Source organism: Pseudoduganella sp. LjRoot289 (assembly GCF_964252925.1).
GTDB lineage: Bacteria > Pseudomonadota > Gammaproteobacteria > Burkholderiales > Burkholderiaceae_D > Rugamonas.
The window spans coordinates 2,933,367-2,950,748 of sequence record NZ_CAXUPN020000001.1 but is presented as its reverse complement, the minus strand read 5'-3'; the positions used below and the strand labels follow the sequence as shown (position 1 = coordinate 2,950,748).

General features: G+C 64.4%; 13 protein-coding genes and 4 tRNA genes. 13 read left to right on the top strand and 4 right to left on the bottom strand.

The window, feature by feature from the left end:
• Positions 1-95: 95 nt before the first annotated feature.
• On the bottom strand, positions 96-1,013 hold the full coding sequence (locus ACSQ8Y_RS12360; RefSeq protein WP_436266765.1) for a response regulator: 918 nt from the start codon (positions 1,011-1,013) through the stop codon (positions 96-98).
• Between the two features lie 339 nt (positions 1,014-1,352).
• On the opposite strand from ACSQ8Y_RS12360, the gene ACSQ8Y_RS12355 reads away from it, so the two are divergent.
• From ACSQ8Y_RS12355 to ACSQ8Y_RS12330, 6 genes are all read left to right on the top strand, one after another.
• Positions 1,353-1,429, top strand: a tRNA-Arg gene (locus tag ACSQ8Y_RS12355).
• A gap of 70 nt (positions 1,430-1,499) precedes the next feature.
• Positions 1,500-1,576 (top strand) — tRNA-Arg (locus tag ACSQ8Y_RS12350).
• Positions 1,577-1,610: 34 nt separating this feature from the next.
• Positions 1,611-1,687: transfer RNA gene (locus ACSQ8Y_RS12345), tRNA-Arg, on the top strand.
• Between the two features lie 42 nt (positions 1,688-1,729).
• Positions 1,730-1,806: transfer RNA gene (locus ACSQ8Y_RS12340), tRNA-Arg, on the top strand.
• Between the two features lie 1,001 nt (positions 1,807-2,807).
• On the top strand, positions 2,808-3,260 hold the full coding sequence (locus ACSQ8Y_RS12335) for a YciI family protein (RefSeq protein WP_436266763.1): 453 nt from the start codon (positions 2,808-2,810) through the stop codon (positions 3,258-3,260).
• A gap of 96 nt (positions 3,261-3,356) precedes the next feature.
• Entirely contained in the window at positions 3,357-3,662 is a 306-nt protein-coding gene (locus ACSQ8Y_RS12330) for a hypothetical protein (RefSeq protein ID WP_436266762.1), read from the top strand.
• Here the strand turns inward: ACSQ8Y_RS12330 and ACSQ8Y_RS12325 are convergent.
• Both ACSQ8Y_RS12325 and ACSQ8Y_RS12320 read right to left on the bottom strand, forming a co-directional pair.
• Positions 3,659-4,627 (bottom strand): D-2-hydroxyacid dehydrogenase, encoded by a 969-nt coding sequence (locus ACSQ8Y_RS12325; protein ID WP_436266761.1) that lies wholly within the window; start codon positions 4,625-4,627, stop codon positions 3,659-3,661. The genes ACSQ8Y_RS12330 and ACSQ8Y_RS12325 overlap by 4 nt on opposite strands.
• Entirely contained in the window at positions 4,624-5,592 is a 969-nt protein-coding gene (locus tag ACSQ8Y_RS12320) for a LysR family transcriptional regulator (protein WP_436266760.1), read from the bottom strand. Before ACSQ8Y_RS12320 ends, ACSQ8Y_RS12325 begins: the two co-directional genes overlap by 4 nt.
• A 122-nt stretch (positions 5,593-5,714) precedes the next feature.
• On the opposite strand from ACSQ8Y_RS12320, the gene ACSQ8Y_RS12315 reads away from it, so the two are divergent.
• The 5 genes from ACSQ8Y_RS12315 to ACSQ8Y_RS12295 all read left to right on the top strand — a co-directional run bounded on the left by ACSQ8Y_RS12315 (position 5,715) and on the right by ACSQ8Y_RS12295 (position 12,826).
• Entirely contained in the window at positions 5,715-5,924 is a 210-nt protein-coding gene (locus ACSQ8Y_RS12315; protein WP_436266758.1) for a hypothetical protein, read from the top strand.
• A complete protein-coding gene (locus ACSQ8Y_RS12310) occupies positions 5,924-6,775 on the top strand; it encodes an alpha/beta hydrolase (protein WP_436269811.1) in 852 nt (283 codons plus the stop codon). Before ACSQ8Y_RS12315 ends, ACSQ8Y_RS12310 begins: the two co-directional genes overlap by 1 nt.
• A gap of 114 nt (positions 6,776-6,889) precedes the next feature.
• Entirely contained in the window at positions 6,890-8,131 is a 1,242-nt protein-coding gene (locus tag ACSQ8Y_RS12305; protein ID WP_436266757.1) for an efflux RND transporter periplasmic adaptor subunit, read from the top strand.
• A gap of 4 nt (positions 8,132-8,135) precedes the next feature.
• Positions 8,136-11,321, top strand: a complete 3,186-nt coding sequence (locus tag ACSQ8Y_RS12300; RefSeq protein WP_436266756.1) for an efflux RND transporter permease subunit — start codon at positions 8,136-8,138, stop codon at positions 11,319-11,321.
• Complete coding sequence (locus ACSQ8Y_RS12295) at positions 11,321-12,826, top strand: efflux transporter outer membrane subunit (protein WP_436266755.1); 1,506 nt, start codon at positions 11,321-11,323, stop codon at positions 12,824-12,826. The genes ACSQ8Y_RS12300 and ACSQ8Y_RS12295 overlap by 1 nt, the downstream gene beginning before the upstream one ends.
• 63 nt (positions 12,827-12,889) lie before the next feature.
• Here the strand turns inward: ACSQ8Y_RS12295 and ACSQ8Y_RS12290 are convergent, their stop codons facing one another.
• Positions 12,890-13,657, bottom strand: coding sequence for a substrate-binding periplasmic protein (locus tag ACSQ8Y_RS12290; protein WP_436266754.1), 768 nt, complete (start codon positions 13,655-13,657; stop codon positions 12,890-12,892).
• Positions 13,658-13,901: 244 nt separating this feature from the next.
• Here ACSQ8Y_RS12290 and ACSQ8Y_RS12285 point away from each other — a divergent pair, with 244 nt between their 5' ends.
• Complete coding sequence (locus ACSQ8Y_RS12285; protein ID WP_436266753.1) at positions 13,902-14,378, top strand: cache domain-containing protein; 477 nt, start codon at positions 13,902-13,904, stop codon at positions 14,376-14,378.
• 67 nt (positions 14,379-14,445) lie between these two features.
• Positions 14,446-17,283, top strand: coding sequence for a non-homologous end-joining DNA ligase (gene ligD, locus ACSQ8Y_RS12280; RefSeq protein WP_436266751.1), 2,838 nt, complete (start codon positions 14,446-14,448; stop codon positions 17,281-17,283).
• Positions 17,284-17,382: the final 99 nt, after the last annotated feature.

Below are 17,382 nucleotides of genomic sequence, written 5' to 3'. Positions count from 1 at the left end.
TGACGGTGCCTGTGGGTTCAGTTGGAATCATCTGTATTTGCATCGTGGGGACGGCCGAACCGGACCGTGTAGTCATTGTAGCCGTCCCGGGGCAATTACAACCGCACCGTTGGGAGGCGCGCCGCCGCGCCGGCCAGCACGTCCTGCAATTGTTCGATGTCGTAGGGCTTTTGCATGGACACGGCCGGGAATTCGAGCTGGCTGGTCAAGCCGCTGCCGTAGCCGGAGGCGAACACCACTTGCAACTGCGGCTGCTGCCGGAGGGCGAGGCGCGCCAGTTGTACGCCGGACATGCCGGGCAGGCTGACGTCGCTGAACAGAATGTCATAGCGGTTTTGCCGCAGCAGTGCCAGGGCCTGTTCGCCGTCGCCGGCGGGATCCACCTCGTATCCCAGCGCGCGCAGCATTTCGCACACCAGGTACTGGGCGTCGGCATTGTCTTCGACTACGAGTATACGGACATGCGTAGCGACGTGCGTAGCGACATGCGTAGCGACGTGCGTAGCGACGGGCGTCGCCGGGGCCGCCGCGGCACCTTGTTGCGCGGCGGGCGCTTCGGCCGGCGCGGGACGGGCGGCGGGCTGCATGGCGCACAGGATGCCGCGCACCGTGCCGGTTTCGTCGCGCAGCGGCGTGTAATGCAGGTCCAGCGGCCGCAGCACGGGGGTGCCGTCCTGCCACAATGGCACGGACTGGCCGTGGTATGCCAGCGCCGCGCCGCCCCAGACCGCCTCCATGGCGTCGCCGTTCCAGCCGAATACGGCAGGCTGGACGGTGGGGACGCAGCCGCCCGGCACCGACTCCGCGCGGGCACCCGTCAGGGCCGCGTAGGCCTTGTTATAGAGCAGGGTTTTTTCCGGCCCCCAGGCGATGGCCATGGCGAGCGGGCAGTTCAGCATGATGTCCACCGGCAGCCGCAGGCAAGCGGGCCAATTGGCCGGCTGTCCCAGCCCGGTGCTCGACCAGTCCAGGGGCGGCAGGGTGTGCAGGCTGATGCTGTCTTGTCGTGTCATCCGGAAGCGCCTGTCATTGTGTATGTGCCAATGTGGAAGATGCTACACCAAAAGAAAGCCGTGGGATAAAAAAAAGCCCGCTGCTAGAGCGGGCTGAATCTAATCTCTTGGGGAGAATAGAGGAGACAGGTGCAATGATGCAGCGTGCCGCACGGAAAATCCAATTTCCTTTTGTGATGGACGCCATCACTTCCGTGAATGATCCATGAATGAACAGTTCAACGCTGCGAATGCGATTTCCCTCTGGACAAGCAGCAGGGATATGCCTATAATCTTGCTTCTTTCGACGGGCAACCAGAGAAAGAAAGCGAAAATCGCAAGTTATCAGTGATTTCCGATGCGGCTGTAGCTCAGCTGGATAGAGTACTTGGCTACGAACCAAGGGGTCGTGGGTTCGATTCCTGCCAGCCGCACCAGTTTTACAGTAGTAAATGCGTTATTTTCGTGATAGCGTAGCAAGCAAGGTAGTGGAAACAGTAGTGATGCGCGGCTGTAGCTCAGCTGGATAGAGTACTTGGCTACGAACCAAGGGGTCGTGGGTTCGATTCCTGCCAGCCGCACCAGTCTTACTGTGGAAGTGCCTGAATGATGTTTTTTGCGGCTGTAGCTCAGCTGGATAGAGTACTTGGCTACGAACCAAGGGGTCGTGGGTTCGATTCCTGCCAGCCGCACCAGTTTTACCGTAGTGGAGAAGTGTAGTAAAAAGCAACAAATAAGCGGCTGTAGCTCAGCTGGATAGAGTACTTGGCTACGAACCAAGGGGTCGTGGGTTCGATTCCTGCCAGCCGCACCAGAATACGAGGGCCAGATCGGGAGATCTGGCCTTTTTCGTTTGCGCTTTCGTTTGCGCTATTGCTTACCTGAGCTTCCTTTGCAGGCAAGCCCGTACTTGGTCGCCTCACAGCCGAGTTGCACGCAGCGCGCGGCATGGTAGCCAGCCGCGCGGCACAGCCTCAACGTTTCCGATAGCTGCTCGCCGCGCCCGGCCTTGGCCGCGGCCAACCTTTCCTGCTCCCTTGCTTGCGCCGGCGCGCCCTTCTTTGCTGCCCGCGTTGGCGTAGACGGCGCGGCCGCGGCCACAGGCGCTGCGGCATCCGCGGCAGGGGCCGGCGCGACGCCGGTGGCGGCCCCGCCTCCGGCTGGAGCCGGGGGCGCCGGCAGTTCCGGCACTTGCGCAGGACCCGGACTTGGCCGCTGCGGCTCGGACGCGATTGCGGCCGCCGCTGCCGTGCTGGCAGCCTCTGCCGGAGCCGGAGCCGGAGCCTGGGACTGAGCCTGAGCCGGGACAGGCGCAAGCTTGGCCTGGCGTGCAGGGATCGGTGCTTTCGCCAGAACCTGCAAGGTGGTGTCGAGCTTATTCTCGTTGTACAGCCACATGCCCGTGCCCGACAACAGCAGGGCAGTCAGCAGGACGGCAAGCCAGATCGCCGCCGTGCGGCCCCAACGGTCGAACCAGTCGCCGGCATCCGCATCATTGCTATTCCCGTACCGGGCTTCCTCTTCGATTTGCGGCCCCGTCCATGCCGGCGATGGGGGCGGCTCCGATGGCCCCGGCTGCTGCTGCGCTGGCTGCTGCGGGGCCGAGGTCCTTGCGCTTGGGCGTGGTGGCGGCGCGAACGCATGGTTGTTCCCGATGTCTTCTAACAGCTGAGCTTTCATTACGCCTGCCTGCCTATCTTCATGTAAACCGAAGATATTAGCGGATCTGAAAAGGTGGCGGTGCGCGCCAGGCGCGCTGTGTTAGTGTTCTGCAATACTCACAAAACGGGGGATGGAACCATGTGGAAACAAAACTTGCTCATCGCATTCGGACTGCTGTGCTTGTCTTCCTTGCCCGCCGCCGCGCAAAGCGCGCCGCCCGCAGCGCCACAATACGACCCCGAGCTGGCCAGGTCGCTGGGCGGCGACGCCAACGGCATGAAAAAATACGTGCTGGTCATCCTGAAGGCCGGCCCGACCAAAGTTCCCGAAGGGCCGGCCCGCACGGAAATGTTCAAGGGCCACTTCGCCAACATGCAGCGCCTGGCCGATGAAAAGAAGCTCGCCGTCGCCGGCCCGCTGGACGGCGTCGACGGCTGGCGCGGCGTGTTCGTGCTCGCCACGCCTGATATTGAACAGGCCAAGTCCTACGTCGCCACCGACCCCGTCATCATCAACGGCGAAATGGTCGCCGAATATCACGTCTTCTTCGCCAGCGCAGGCTTGATGACGGTGAATGAAGTCCACAAGAAAATCTCGAAGAAGTGAAGCGATGATGGTCATGACGAGGCGTTGACCCGGGTCAAACTTCCTGCCGGGCATCAGGCGCATAGTGGCTTGAGCTTGCTTGACAGGGAGAGCACCGTGTCCAATGATGAAGTTCCAGGTAAACGTAGCGACGATTTGGAGAGGCGCATGTATTCCGCTGAGACAGAGTTGGCGTTGATACACGCAACGATGGCGACGAAGCAGGATATTGCCGCCTTGGGCACGCGCCTGGCTGCCATTGAGGCCCAGTTGCCCCACCTGGCTACCAAGGCTGAGCTGAAGGATGAAATCGACAAGCTGCGGACCTGGATGATAGGCGTGGCCATCGGCTTGTTTTTCTCGCAGGCGGGCATGACCCTCACCGTCTTCTTTCTGCTGAAAGAAGCAATCGCCCAGCGCTAGCCCACCACATTCACCGGCTTGTTCGCCACGAACGCTTCCACATTGTCGACCAGCTGGTCGGCCAGGATCTGCATGGCTTGCGTGCTGGCCCAGGCGATGTGCGGGGTCAGGATGAAGTTGGGCAGGTGCAGGTTCAGCAATACGTTGTCTTCCGGCGGCGGTTCCTTGACCAGCACGTCGAAGCCGGCGCCGGCGATGATGCCGGTGGTCAGGGCCGCCGCCAGCGCGGCCTCGTCGACCAGGCCGCCGCGCGCCGTATTGATCAGCAAGGCCGAGCGCTTCATGCGCGCCAACTCGGTGCTGCCGATGATGTTGCGGGTCTGCTCGTTCAGCGGCGCATGCAGGCTGAGCACGTCGGAAGTTTCCAGCAACTCGTCCCACGACACGCTCCTGATGCCTTCCTCTTCCACCGGCGTGCGCTTGTGCACCAGGATGTCCATGCCGAAGGCGCGCCCCAGCCTGGCTACCGCGTGCCCCAGCGCGCCATAGCCGAGCAGGCCCAGCTTGCTGCCGGCCAGGTCGGTGATCGGGTAGTCGAACAGGCAGAACTTGTCGGACTTCTGCCATTGCCCCGCCTGCACGTCGGCGCGGTAGGCCAGCAGGTTGCGGCGCAGCGCCAGGATCAGCGCGAAAGTATGCTCGGGCAGCGAGGCGTAGGCGTAGTCGCGGATGTTGGAGACCACGATGCCGCGCTCCTTGCACGCGGCGAGATCGATGATGTCGGTGCCGGTGGCGGCCACGGCGATCATCTTCAAGTCCGGCAGCTGCGCCAGCGTGTCCGCGCGCAGCGGCACCTTGTTGGTGATCGCGATGCTGGCGCCGGCCAGGCGGCCGGCGGCCTCGGACGCCGCCGTGGCGCCGTATTCGGTCCAGCTGTGGCTGAAGGCCGGACGCCGCACGTTGGCGATCAGGCTGTCGCGGTCGAGGAAGACGATGTTGTGGCTGGTGTTGGCGGTCGTGGTCATTGGGCTGCCTGCGGGATGGTGGAGGACAAGGAGGGGGCGCCTGTCGTGCCTGGCGTTCTCAGGCGCATGCCGGGATGGCCGGCGAAGTGTTCCGCCACCCACTCGACGAACACGCGCACCTTGGCCGACAGGTGGCGGTTCTGCGGATAGACCACGTGAATCGGAATCGGATCCGTCGTCCAGTCGGGCAGTACCTGGACCAGGCGGCCGTCGAGCAGGTATTCCTCCAGCGCGAAGTCGGTCATCTGCACCACGCCCAGCCCGGCCACGCCGGCGGCGACGTAGGCGTTGCTGTCGTTGAACGCGACCACGCCGGGCAGCGGCATCTGGATGCGTTCGCCGTCCCGCGTGAAGTCCCAGTCGAAGATCTTGCCGGTCTTGGCTGAGAAATAGTTCACGCAGCGGTGCCGTTCCAGGTCGTGCGGATGTTGCGGCACGCCGTAGCGCGCCAGGTAGCCGGGCGCGGCGCAGGTGACGAAGCTGAGCACGCCGATGCGGCGCGCGATCAGCGCCGAGTCGCTCAGGACGCCGCCGCGCACGCAGCAGTCCACGCCTTCCTCGATCAGGTCCACCGGGCGGTCGCTGCAGCCCAGTTCCAGCGTGATGTCCGGGTAGCGGGCGAAGAAGTCGGGCAGGGCGGGGATCAGCACGCCGCTGGCCAGGCCCGTCGGCGCGTCCACGCGCAGGCGGCCGCTCGGGCTGAGCCGGGTGCGCGACAGCGATTCCTCGGCCTCCCGCACGTCCGACAGGATGCGCAGGCAGCGCTCGTAATAGGCGGCGCCGTCGGCGGTGACGCTGATCTGGCGTGTGGTGCGGTGCAGCAGCTTGACGGCCAGCACCGTTTCCAGCCCCTGCACCAGGGTGGACACGCTGGCTTTGGGCAGCTGCATATTCTCGGCCGCGCGCGTGAAGCCTCCGGCATCGACCACCTGCACGAAAACTTCCATCGCTAGCAGTTTGTTCATTTTTCTCCCTATTGTTCAGAATCCCGAACAATCAATTCGTCACAGCACTATTTATCCGATTGTAGATCAAGTCTATAGTTCATGCATGCAGGAATGTAACGTAGTGCCACTGGGAGCTTGACATGAAACATCGGGATGGAATCTTCGCAACGATCGCTTTGACGCTGAGCTCGTTCGCCTTGGCCGGAATGATGTACACGGATGTGTACCTGGCGGCCGCCGGCACCGAAGTCCGTGGCGTCAACGCGCTGACCCATGAAGTGATGGGCGGCGGCCTGGCGGGCCGCGCCGACGGCCTGGCGAGCGCCAAAACTGCGGCGGTGCAGCAATGATGGACGCGGTGCCGGCGCAACTGAGTATGCGCGACCTGGAAGTGGCCGGCGCCAACGGCCCGCTGTCGGCCCGCCTGTACAGCGGCGCCTATTCCGGCGCTCCCGGCGGCAAGCGCGACACGCTGATCGTGTTTTTCCCCGGCGGCGGCTTCGTCAGCGGCGGCCTGGAAGATGCCGACGAGTTCCTGCGCGGCCTGGTCGGCTGCGACCGCGGCTACCTGGTCCTGGCCAGCAATTACACCCTGGCCACCACCAGCCCCTTCCCGGCGGCGGTGGAGGATGCCCACGCGGTCTTGCTGTGGGCGAAAAAGAATAAAGCCAAGCTGGGCTGGAACGGCAAGCGCCTGCTGGTGGCCGGCATCGAGGCCGGCGCCAACCTGGCCGCCGTCAGTTCGCTGATGTCGCGCGACCGTGGCGGCCCGGTGCTGTCGGGCCAGATCCTGATCATGCCGATGCTGGATCCCGGCCTGTCGAGCTGTTCCATGCGTGAGTTGCCGACCTGTACCGACAAGGCCAAAGCGGCCGAGGTGTGTGCCGCCGGCTACCGGGGCTATCTGCCCAATGCGGCGGACCGCACCCACCCGTACGCGTCGCCGCTGCAGTCGAGCCGGCTGAAGAATTTGCCGCCGGCGCTGATCCTGTCCGGCGAGGACGATCCCTTGCGCGATGAAGCCGAACAATACGGCGTCAAGCTGATTTCCTGCGGCATCAAGACCACGGTCAGGCGCCTGCCCGCCGCGCCGCTGGCCGACGTCGAGGCGCGCAACGAGTGTGCGTGCAAGGTGTTCGCGTTGAGCGAGATTGCCGGTTTCATCGCCGGCCTGGATGGGGCGGAGACCCTGCCAGCCTAGCAATACAGAATACAGAGACTAGCCAAGCTGTCATCATTTTTCCGTGCTCCGAGCGCGGTGGCGCCGTTTTGCCCGCCGTATCCATTAAAAATTTTCATACAAAAAGGATTTAATATGAAAACCATGAATAATTTCACTTCAATGCTGCGTCCCTTGGCCGCCGCGTTGACTGTCGCAGGGCTGGCTGCTGTCACCCTTGCTGGATGCGATACGGCCAATGGCAAGACCGCTGAAGCGCCTGCCGCCGGCGGCCCGCCGATCTCCGCCGCCGCCGTGGTGGAGAAGAACATCACCGAAACCCAGGAGTTCTCGGGCCGCCTGGAAGCCATTGAGCGCGTCGAGATCCGTTCCCGCGTGAGCGGTTTCATCACCGCCGTGAACTTCAAGCCGGGCAGCGAGGTCAAGAAGGGCGACGTGCTGTTCCAGATCGACGCCCGTCCCTACCAGGCCGAAGTGAACCGCGCCGAAGCGGCCGCCAACTCGGCCCGCGCCAAGGCCGACCTGGCCAAGCTGGAGTTGAGCCGCGCAGAAAAACTGCTGGCCGACAAAGCCATCGCCCAGCGCGAATACGACGAGAAAGCGTCCAGCGTGAAAGAGCTGGACGCCAACGCCCGCGCCGCCTCGGCGCAAGCCGAATCGGCCCGTCTGAACCTGGCCTACACCCAGGTGCATTCGCCGATCAACGGCCGCGTCTCGAAAGCCGAAATCACGCTGGGCAACCTGGTCGACGCGTCGGCCATCCTCACCTCCGTGGTCTCGACCGACAAGATTTACGCCAGCTTCGACGGCGACGAGGACACCTTCCTGCGCGTGGGCAGTTCGACCGCCAAGGGTAAGCCGGTCACCGTGAAAGTGGGCCTGGCCAACGAAACCGGCTTCCCGCATGAAGGCAAGCTCGAATTCGTCGACAACCAGCTCGATCCGCGCAGCGGCAGCGTGCGCATGCGCGCCACCTTCGCCAACGCCGACAACGCGCTGGTGCCCGGCCTGTTCGCCCGCGTGCAGCTCGAAGGCGCCGGTTCCGGCAAGGCCGCCATGCTGATCAACGACCGCGCCGTGGGTACGGACCAGAACCGCAAGTTCGTGTTCGTGGTCGGCGCCGACAGCAAGGCCGAATACCGCCCGGTCACCTTGGGCCCGCAGATCGACGGCCTGCGCGTGGTGCGCGACGGCTTGAAGGCGGGCGAGAAGATCGTCGTCAACGGCCTGCAGCGCGTGCGCCCCGGCGCCCCGGTGACGGCGCAGATCGTGGCCATGGATTTCGATCCCCTGGCCCCGGCGCCGGCCAAGCCTGAAGCTAAAAAAGATGAAAAAGTCGCCGCCGCAGCAAAGGCCGGCGCAACTTCGAAGGAATAATAAAATGAACTTTTCACGCTTCTTTGTCGATAAGCCGATTTTCGCGGCGGTCTTATCGATCATCATTTTCGTCGGCGGATTGATCTCGATCTTCAAACTGCCGATCTCGGAATACCCCGACGTAGTGCCGCCCTCGGTGGTGGTGCGCGCGCAATACCCCGGCGCCAACCCGAAAATCATCGCCGAAACCGTGGCCGCGCCGCTCGAGGAGCAGATCAACGGCGTCGAGAACATGCTCTACATGTCGTCGCAGAACACCTCGGACGGCGCGCTGGCGCTGACCGTGACATTCAAGATCGGCACCAACGTCGAGCAGGCCGAGTCCCAGGTGCAGAACCGGGTGCAGCGCGCCTTGCCGCGCCTGCCCGAGGAAGTGCGCCAGATCGGCGTGACGACCGTGAAGTCCTCGCCCAACCTGACCATGGTGGTCCACCTGTCGTCGCCGGACGGCCGCTACGACGACCTGTACCTGCGCAACTACGCGGTGCTGAACGTGAAGGACCAGCTGGCCCGCATCCAGGGCATGGGCGAGGTCCAGCTGTTCGGTTCGGGCGACTACGCCATGCGCGTCTGGCTCGATCCGCAGAAGGTCGCAGCCCGCAACCTGACCGCCGGCGACGTGGTGGCCTCGATCCGCGAGCAGAACGTGCAGGTCGCGGCCGGCGTCATCGGAGCCGGCCCCTCCAAGGACGCCGACTTCCAGCTTACCGTCAACACGCAGGGCCGTTTGCAGTCGGTCGAGGAATTCGGCAACATCATCGTCAAGACCAACGCCGACGGCGCCGTCACGCTGCTCAAGGACGTGGCGCGCCTGGAGATGGGGGCCAGCTCCTATTCCCTGCGTTCGCTGCTGAACAACAAGTCGGCGGTGGCCATCCCCATCTTCGAGGCGCCCAACGCCAACGCGCTGCAGCTGTCGGCCGATGTGCGCGCCAAGATGGCAGAACTGAAGAAAGATTTTCCGGAAGGCGTCGAGTACAGTGTTGTATACGACCCGACCCAATTCGTGCGGGAGTCGATCGACGCCGTGATCCACACGCTGATCGAAGCGGTCGTGCTGGTGGCGCTGGTGGTGATCATTTTCCTGCAAACCTGGCGCGCCTCCGTCATCCCGCTGCTGGCGGTGCCGGTGTCGGTGGTGGGTACCTTCGCCGTGATGATGGCCTTCGGCTTCTCGATCAACACCTTGTCGCTGTTCGGCCTGGTGCTCGCCATCGGTATCGTGGTTGACGATGCGATCGTGGTGGTGGAGAACGTCGAGCGCAATATCGCCAACGGCCTGTCGCCGCGCGACGCCACCATCCAGGCCATGAAAGAGGTGAGCGGTCCCATCATCGCCATCGCCCTGGTGCTGTGCGCCGTGTTCGTGCCGATCGCCTTCGTGTCCGGCCTGACCGGCCAGTTCTACCGCCAGTTCGCCCTGACCATCGCGATTTCGACCGTGATCTCGGCATTCAGCTCGCTGACCCTGGCCCCGGCCCTGTCGGCCGCGCTGCTGAAACCGCACGACGCGCCGAAAGACGCGCTGACCCGCGGCATGGACAAGGTCTTCGGCCGCTTCTTCGCCTGGTTCAACCGCTTCTTCGGCCGTGCCTCTGATCGTTATGAGCTGGGCGTGAAGGGCGTGATGCGCCGCAAGAGCGCCACCCTGGCCGTGTACGCCGCGCTGGCCGTGGCAGCCGTGTTCATGTTCAAGGTGGTGCCGTCGGGCTTCGTGCCGTCCCAGGACAAGCAGTACCTGGTGGGCTTCGCCCAGCTGCCGGACGCCGCCTCGCTGGACCGCACCGACGCCGTCATCAAGAAGATGTCCGCCATCGCCCAGGAAATCCCCGGCGTCGAGGCCAGCATTGCCTTCCCCGGCCTGTCGATCAACGGCTTTACCAATGCGCCCAATTCCGGCATCGTGTTCACTTCGCTCAAGCCTTTCCACGAGCGCAAGGACAAGAGCCAGTCGGCCCAAGCCATCGCCGCTGAAATCAACAAGCGCATGGGCGCCGTGCAGGACGCGTTCGTGATGGTGTTCCCGCCGCCGCCGGTCAACGGCCTGGGCACCATCGGCGGCTTCAAGATGATGCTGGAAGACCGCGGCAACGTCGGCTACGACGAGCTGTATAAAGCCAGCCAGGCGATGCAGATGAAAGCATGGGGCAATCCGCAGCTGCAGGGCGTGTTCTCCAGCTTCCAGATCAACGTGCCGCAACTGTTCGCCGACGTGGACCGCACCAAGGCCAAGCAGCTGGGCGTGCCGCTGGCGACCGTCTACCAGACCTTGCAGATCAATCTGGGCTCGCTGTACGTGAACGACTTCAACCAGTTCGGCCGCACCTACCAGGTGCGCGTGCAGGCTGACGCGCCGTTCCGTTCGCAGGCCGAGCAGATCGCCCAGCTGAAGGTGCGCAACGACAAGGGCGAGATGATACCGCTGTCCTCGCTGATGCGCGTCAAGGACAGCTATGGCCCGGACCGCGTGCAGCGCTACAACGCCTACGTGTCTGCGGACATGAACGGCGGCCCGGCGCCCGGCGTCTCGTCCGGCACCGCGCAAGCGATCTTCGAGCAGATCGCCAAGGAGACGCTGCCCAAGGGCGTGACCTACGAGTGGACCGACCTGACGTTCCAGGAGATCCTGTCCGGTAACACCATGGTCTACGTCTTCCCGCTGTGCGTGCTGCTGGTATTCCTGGTGCTGGCCGCCCAATACGAGAGCTGGACCCTGCCGCTGGCGGTGATCCTGATCGTGCCGATGTCCATCCTGTGCGCCCTGATCGGCGTGAAGTTGACCGGCGGCGACAACAACATCTTCACGCAGATCGCGCTGTTCGTGCTGGTCGGCCTGGCGTCCAAGAACGCGATTCTGATCGTCGAATTCGCCCGCGAACTGGAAGACCATGGCCGCACGGTGCTGCAGGCGGCGCTGGAAGCTTGCCGCCTGCGCCTGCGTCCTATCCTGATGACGTCGATCGCCTTCATCATGGGCGTGGTGCCGCTGGTGTTCTCGAGCGGCGCGGGTTCGGAAATGCGCCACGCGATGGGTGTGGCGGTGTTTGCCGGCATGCTGGGCGTGACCTTCTTCGGCCTGTTCCTGACGCCGGTGTTCTACGTCCTGCTGCGTACCTTGGCCCAGCGTTTTGAAAAGAAATCCGACGTCGCCGCTCCCGTGGCGGCAGCGAAACTGGAAGGGACTCACTAATGAATATGATCGCAAAAGGCGTCGCGCCCGCAGTCAGCTCGCTGTTGGCAGCGTTGCTGCTGACCGCCTGCGCCGCGCCTGAATTCAAACAGCCCAGCGTCGCCGTGCCGACCGCGTTCAAGGAAGCGCAAGCTCCCGGCGCGATCGTGGCGAACGCGCCGGTGCAGACCGCCGCCGACGGCACCCGCTGGAAGCAGGCCCAGCCTGCCGAGCAGCAGCCGCGCGGCGAGTGGTGGCTGGCCTTCAACGACAGCGCGCTGACGCAGCTGATAGGCGAAGCGACCAAGGCCAATGCCAATCTGGCCGTGGCGGCCGCCCGCGTCAAGCAGGCGCGCGCCATCGCCGGCATTGCCGAGGCGGACCGCGTTCCGCAAATCGGCGTCGGCGTGGGCGCCCAGCGGGCCCGCGCGTCGGCCCAGTCGCTCGGCCTGCCGCAAGGCTCGCCGGTGGCGCCGCAGACCAGCTACAGCGCCAGCCTGTCGGCCAGCTATGAGGTGGACCTGTTCGGCCGCGTATCCTCCGGCGTGAACGTCGCCCGCAGCGACGCCGCCTCGGTCGAGGCGACCTACCGCTCGGTGCTGCTGGCCGTGCAGGCCGACGTGGCGCAGACTTACTTCCGTCTGCGCGCCACGGACGCCGAGCTGGCCACGCTGGAACAGACCGTGCGCCTGCGCGAGGAGAACGTGAAGGTCAACCAGCGCCGCTTCGACCTGGGCGACATCGGCGAATTCGACCTGTCGCGTGCCAAGACCGAACTGGCCACCTCGCGCGCCGAAGCCATCGGCCTGCAGCGTACCCGCGTGACCACCGAGCACGCGCTGGCGGTCTTGCTGGGCCAGCCGGCGGCCAACTTCACCGCCGGCGTCAGCCCGCTGCTGGACTCGTCGCTGCTGCCGGCGATCCCCGCCGGCCTGCCGTCCGCGCTGCTCGAGCGCCGTCCGGACATCGCATCGGCCCAGCGTGCGATGGAGGCGTCCAACGCCCGCATCGGCGTGGCGCGTGCGGCCATGTTCCCGGCGCTGAACATCAACGCGTCGGGCGGCGGCGCCGCCGGCGCTTTCTCGGAAGTGTTCAAGTGGAGCAGCCGCTCGTGGGTGCTGGGCGCGCTGATGTCGCTGCCCATCGTCGACGGCGGCCGCAACAAGAACAACGTTGTGCGCAGCGAAGCGGTGCTGGAAGAATCGGTTGCCAGCTATCGCCAGAGCGTGCTGACCGCCTTCGCCGAAGTGGAAGACAACCTGGCCGGCCTGCGCATCCTGACCGGCCAGACCCAGGAAATCGACGACGCGCTGGTCTCCGCGCGCCGCTCGGCCGACCTGGCCCAGAAGCTGTACGCGGCCGGCCGTTCCAGCTACCTGGACCTGCTGGACGCGCAGCGCAACCTGGCCAGCGTGGAACGCAGCGCCGTGCAACTGCGCGGCAGCCGCGCGGTCACCACGGTGGCGCTGATACGCTCGCTGGGCGGCGGCTGGGAAGCAGCGCCGCTGGCGGTGGCATCGAAGTAATCTCTCTCCAAACCCGGTAGTATTGCCCTTGAGGCGGCGCCAGAGATGGCGCCGCCTCTTTTTTCATTCCGACGGCACCGCTTTCAGGCCGTATTTTTTGGCAATGGCGGCGATGGTGCCGTCGCGCAGCAATTGCTGCAAGGTGGCGTGAAAGGTATCGACTTGCTGCTGCGGCAGCTTTTTGCGCGACAGGCCGATGTGATATTCGATCTTCTGCAACTCGCCCACTTGCTTCAGTCCCGCGTCCCCCTCGGGCTTCATCAAGTGCAGCGCCAGGTCGTGGTTGATGAACACCACCGCCTTGGGACCGTAGCGGCCCATGCGCAGCTTGCGCAGCGCGGTGGGGTTGTCGATTTCCACCTCCAGGCGCGCGCCGGGGATGCGGTTGACCAGTCCCTCGGCAGCGTATGACGTGCCGGACGGTCCGTACGCGGCTACCGTGTAGCCAGCCAGGTCGGCGGGGACGCTGTAGCGCACCGGGTTTTGCTGTTGCGCGTACAGCGCGTAGGCGGTCTGCACGATAGCCGGACCCATGTACAAGTCTACCTGGCGCTGGGGCGTATTGAGCAGCATCAGAATCCCGTCCACCCCGCCGCCCAGCGCCATCGCGTAAGCGCGGCGCTGTGGGTAGACCTCCATCGTGCAGCTCGCGTGCATGGCGGTGCACACGGCACGCAGGGTGTCGGGGAAGAAGCCGGACTGCTGGCCGTTTTCGTGGATGATGAAAGGAGGGAAGACCTGCATCGCGAACGTCATCGGCAACGGTTCGGCTGCGAGGACGGGCAGGGACCAGGCAATGAACAACAACTTCAGCAAACGCATAGGTTTCATGGCGCCTCCTTCTGGTGGGGTGCTGGCATCGACTATAAGCCGATTTGCCGGCCGAGCCAACATTTAGTGAATTTCGGCTACGATTCAGCCTGACTTCTTTGGCAACGAGGGCAGATTGATCACGGATACTTTGCTGAACGTCGCTTGTCATGTTGCAGACCCGAAACGCGTCCGTAAATGTTGCTTGATGTCGAATCAGCTGCGGCATAGGATGGCTCTACACCTGTATCCACCGGAGACGACAATGTTGAAATTCCTGCAATCGATGGTGATGGCTTTGCTGATAGGCGCCAGCGCGGCGGCAGGCGCGGCCGACGAAGTGGAGCGCGGCACGGCGGACGAGGCGGTGGCGCTGGTGAAGAAGGCCATCGCTTTCTACAAGGCCAACGGCCGCGACAAGCTGGCAGCGGAAATCAATAACCGCACGCCGCAATTCCGTGAGAAGGATCTGTATCTGTTCATGTCGCCCTACGCGGGCGGCTCCGTCATCGCGCATGGCGCGAACGCGAAGCTGGTGGGCAAGTCGCTGGGCGACTTGCGGGACGTGGACGGCGTGAATTTCGTGCAGAAATTCCGCGAGATCGCCGCCAGCAAGGAAGGCAAAGGCTGGGTGGACTATAAATGGCCGAATGCCAAGACCGGGGCGCTGGAGTCGAAAAGCACCTATGTCGAACGGGTGGACGACTTGTACATCGCCTGCGGAACGTACAAGGCGAAATAGCGGCGCTTGGCCGGTTTTGTTAGCTGGCTAACCGCGGCGCCCAGGCCGCAGGCGTAGAGTTGCCCTTATGAGCGACTCTCTTAAAACCTACAAGGCCAAGCGCAACTTCGACATCACGCCCGAACCTGCCGAAGGCGGGGAGGAGGGCGGCGAAAATTTGTCTTTCGTCATCCAGAAACACTGGGCCTCGCGCCTGCATTACGACTTCCGCCTCGAGCTGGACGGCACCATGAAGAGCTGGGCCGTGCCGAAAGGTCCCAGCTACGACACGCACGACAAGCGCATGGCCGTGCATGTGGAAGACCATCCCATTTCCTACAACACTTTCGAAGGCACCATCCCTGAAAAGCAGTATGGCGCGGGCAAAGTCATCATCTGGGATAAGGGCACCTGGCATCCGCTGGACGACCCGCGCAAGGGCTACCAGGCGGGCAACCTGAAATTCGAGCTGCGCGGACACAAGATGCATGGCCGCTGGGCTCTGGTGCGGATGAAGGGGCGCGGCGAGAAGCAGGAGCCCTGGCTGCTGATCAAGGAGAAGGACGAGTACGCGCGGCCTGCGGCCGAGTTCAGCGTGATCGACGAGATGCCGGACAGCGTGAAGGCGCTGGGCATGCCGAAAGCTGCTGCCGCGAAGAAGGCCAGCAGCAGCGGCGCCGTCAAAACCACGGCCGCCAGCACCGCCGGTGCCAAAAACGCTGCCACCAAAACCGCTGTCGCCGACATGGCGGATGTCGAGAGGGCCGAATTGCCGGCCACGCTGTCACCCGAACTGGCGACGCTGGTCGACAAACCGCCGTCGACGCCGGAAGACTGGGTGTTCGAGATCAAGTTCGACGGCTACCGCATCCTGGCCCGGGTGGATGGCAAGGATGTGAAGCTGTTCACCCGCAACGGCAACGACTGGACCCGCAAGCTCATGCCTCTGCATGCGGCGCTGGTGAAAATGAAGCTGCCCGCAGGCTGGTACGACGGCGAGATCGTCGTGCACGACGAGAACGGGCGGCCGGATTTCGGCATGCTGCAGCAGTCCTTCGACAATGAGAAGACCAACGATATCGTCTACTTCCTGTTCGATGTGCCTTATCTCGATGGCTACGATCTGCGCGCCGTGCCGCTGGCGCAGCGGCGCGAGTTGCTGGAGGCCGTCATGGCCAGGCATGGCTCGGATGATGCGGGCGTGGTACGCCTTAGCGCGCAACTGGATGCGCCGCCCGATGAGATGGTGGCGGCAGCGTGCAAGATGGGCCTGGAAGGCATCATCGGAAAACGGCGCGATTCGCGCTACACCTCGCGCCGCTCGGGCAACTGGATCAAGCTCAAGTGCGGGCAGCGGCAGGAGTTCGTCATTGGCGGCTACACGGATCCGCAAGGCTCGCGCACAGGCATAGGTTCGCTGCTGCTGGGAACCCACGGCAAGGACGGCAAGCTGCATTACGCGGGCAATGTCGGTAGCGGTTTCAATGAGAAGAACCTGGATGCGCTGAAGGCGAAGCTGGACAAGCTGGCCGCCGATGAAAGCCCCTTCGCGCCGACGCGCGCCATCGCCAAGAAGGCGCACTGGGTCAAGCCCACGCTGGTGGCGGAGGTCAGCTTTGGTGAATGGACGCGCAGCGGCTCGGTGCGCCATGCCGTGTTCCAGGGCCTGCGCACGGACAAACCGCCACGCGCCATCGTGCGCGAGCAGCCCGCGCACGTGGAGGATTTGGCGTATGAAGGGCCTGACGAGGCGGTCGACGAGGCTGCCGTTGAAGCTGCGGGCAGCACAGGGCGCAAGGGCGAAGCGAAGACCGGGGCTAAAGGTGGCGCCAAAGCCGGGACCCAGGCGGACACCAAAGGCAGCACCAAGGCCGGTACCAAGGCGGGCGCGACAGCCGGCACCCAGGCGGTTACTAAAGCGGGCCCCACAACCGGTGCCAAGACCGGGGCGGACGGAGAGATGCGCAGCGGCGGACCAGCCCCGCGTGCTGCGGGAGACGCGAAGGCGGCGGATCCTGGCGGGCTGCACGGCAAATTGCCGGACACCCTGAAGGTGAGCAACCCGGACCGCGTCATCGACGCGGAGAGCGGCACCACCAAGATCGGGCTGGTGCGCTACTACGCGCTGGTGGGCGAGCTGATGATGGAGCATTTGAAAGCGCGCCCGGTATCGCTGGTGCGCGCGCCCGCCGGCGTGGGCGGCGAGCTGTTCTTCCAGAAGCACGCCGACGTGACGAAGATGCCGGGCCTGAAGCATTTGGACCAGGCGCTGGATCCGGATCATCCGCCCATGCTGGTGGTGGGCAGCGTCGAGGGCCTGCTGTCGGCGGCGCAGTGGAACGTGGTGGAGATCCACACCCAGAATGCCGTTGCGCGCAGCTACGAGAAGCCGAACCGCATGGTTTTCGATCTGGACCCGGGCAAGGACGTCGGCTGGACCGCGATCCAGGAAGCGGCAGAATTGATGCACGCCTTCCTCGACCAACTGGGCTTGCCCGCTTTTCTCAAGACCAGCGGGGGCAAGGGCTTGCACGTGGTTGTGCCGATCAAGCCCGCCTACGACTGGGACACCGTGAAGGCGTTCTCGAAGGAGATCGTCGAGCATATGGCGGCGACCTTGCCGGACCGCTTTGCGATGAAGAGCGGGCCGAAGAACCGGGTCGGCAAGATCTTCATCGACTATCTGCGCAATGGGCGCGGTGCGACGACCGTGTGCGCCTGGTCGGCCCGCACGCGGCCGGGGCTGGGGATATCGGTGCCGGTGCGCTGGGACGAACTGGGGCGCTTGAAGGGCGGGGATCATTGGACGGTAGCGACCGTGCACGACAGGCTCGATGAGGGCAACACGCCTTGGGATGGCTACGACGACAGTGTGAAGAGCATCAGCGCCGCGATGAAGCAACTGGGCTTCACCCCGGACGCGTGACGCTGTCGCGCCTTGTCATTCCGCATCGGCGGACCGCCGTGCCAATGGGAATCCGTCCGCCGTGTCTCAGCCGCCGAAGCATGGATTCCCGTTGCACGG

Bases quoted from the DNA above. Each gene is read 5' to 3' on its own strand.
- ACSQ8Y_RS12360 (WP_436266765.1), bottom strand. From the start codon at position 1,013: ATGACACGACAAGACAGCATCAGCCTGCACACCCTGCCGCCCCTGGAC.
- ACSQ8Y_RS12300 (WP_436266756.1), top strand. From the start codon at position 8,136: ATGAACTTTTCACGCTTCTTTGTCGATAAGCCGATTTTCGCGGCGGTC.
- ACSQ8Y_RS12290 (WP_436266754.1), bottom strand. From the start codon at position 13,657: ATGAAACCTATGCGTTTGCTGAAGTTGTTGTTCATTGCCTGGTCCCTG.
- ligD (WP_436266751.1), top strand. From the start codon at position 14,446: ATGAGCGACTCTCTTAAAACCTACAAGGCCAAGCGCAACTTCGACATC.
- ACSQ8Y_RS12320 (WP_436266760.1), bottom strand. From the start codon at position 5,592: ATGAACAAACTGCTAGCGATGGAAGTTTTCGTGCAGGTGGTCGATGCC.
- ACSQ8Y_RS12285 (WP_436266753.1), top strand. From the start codon at position 13,902: ATGTTGAAATTCCTGCAATCGATGGTGATGGCTTTGCTGATAGGCGCC.
- ACSQ8Y_RS12305 (WP_436266757.1), top strand. From the start codon at position 6,890: ATGAAAACCATGAATAATTTCACTTCAATGCTGCGTCCCTTGGCCGCC.
- ACSQ8Y_RS12315 (WP_436266758.1), top strand. From the start codon at position 5,715: ATGAAACATCGGGATGGAATCTTCGCAACGATCGCTTTGACGCTGAGC.
- ACSQ8Y_RS12325 (WP_436266761.1), bottom strand. From the start codon at position 4,627: ATGACCACGACCGCCAACACCAGCCACAACATCGTCTTCCTCGACCGC.
- ACSQ8Y_RS12310 (WP_436269811.1), top strand. From the start codon at position 5,924: ATGGACGCGGTGCCGGCGCAACTGAGTATGCGCGACCTGGAAGTGGCC.
- ACSQ8Y_RS12295 (WP_436266755.1), top strand. From the start codon at position 11,321: ATGAATATGATCGCAAAAGGCGTCGCGCCCGCAGTCAGCTCGCTGTTG.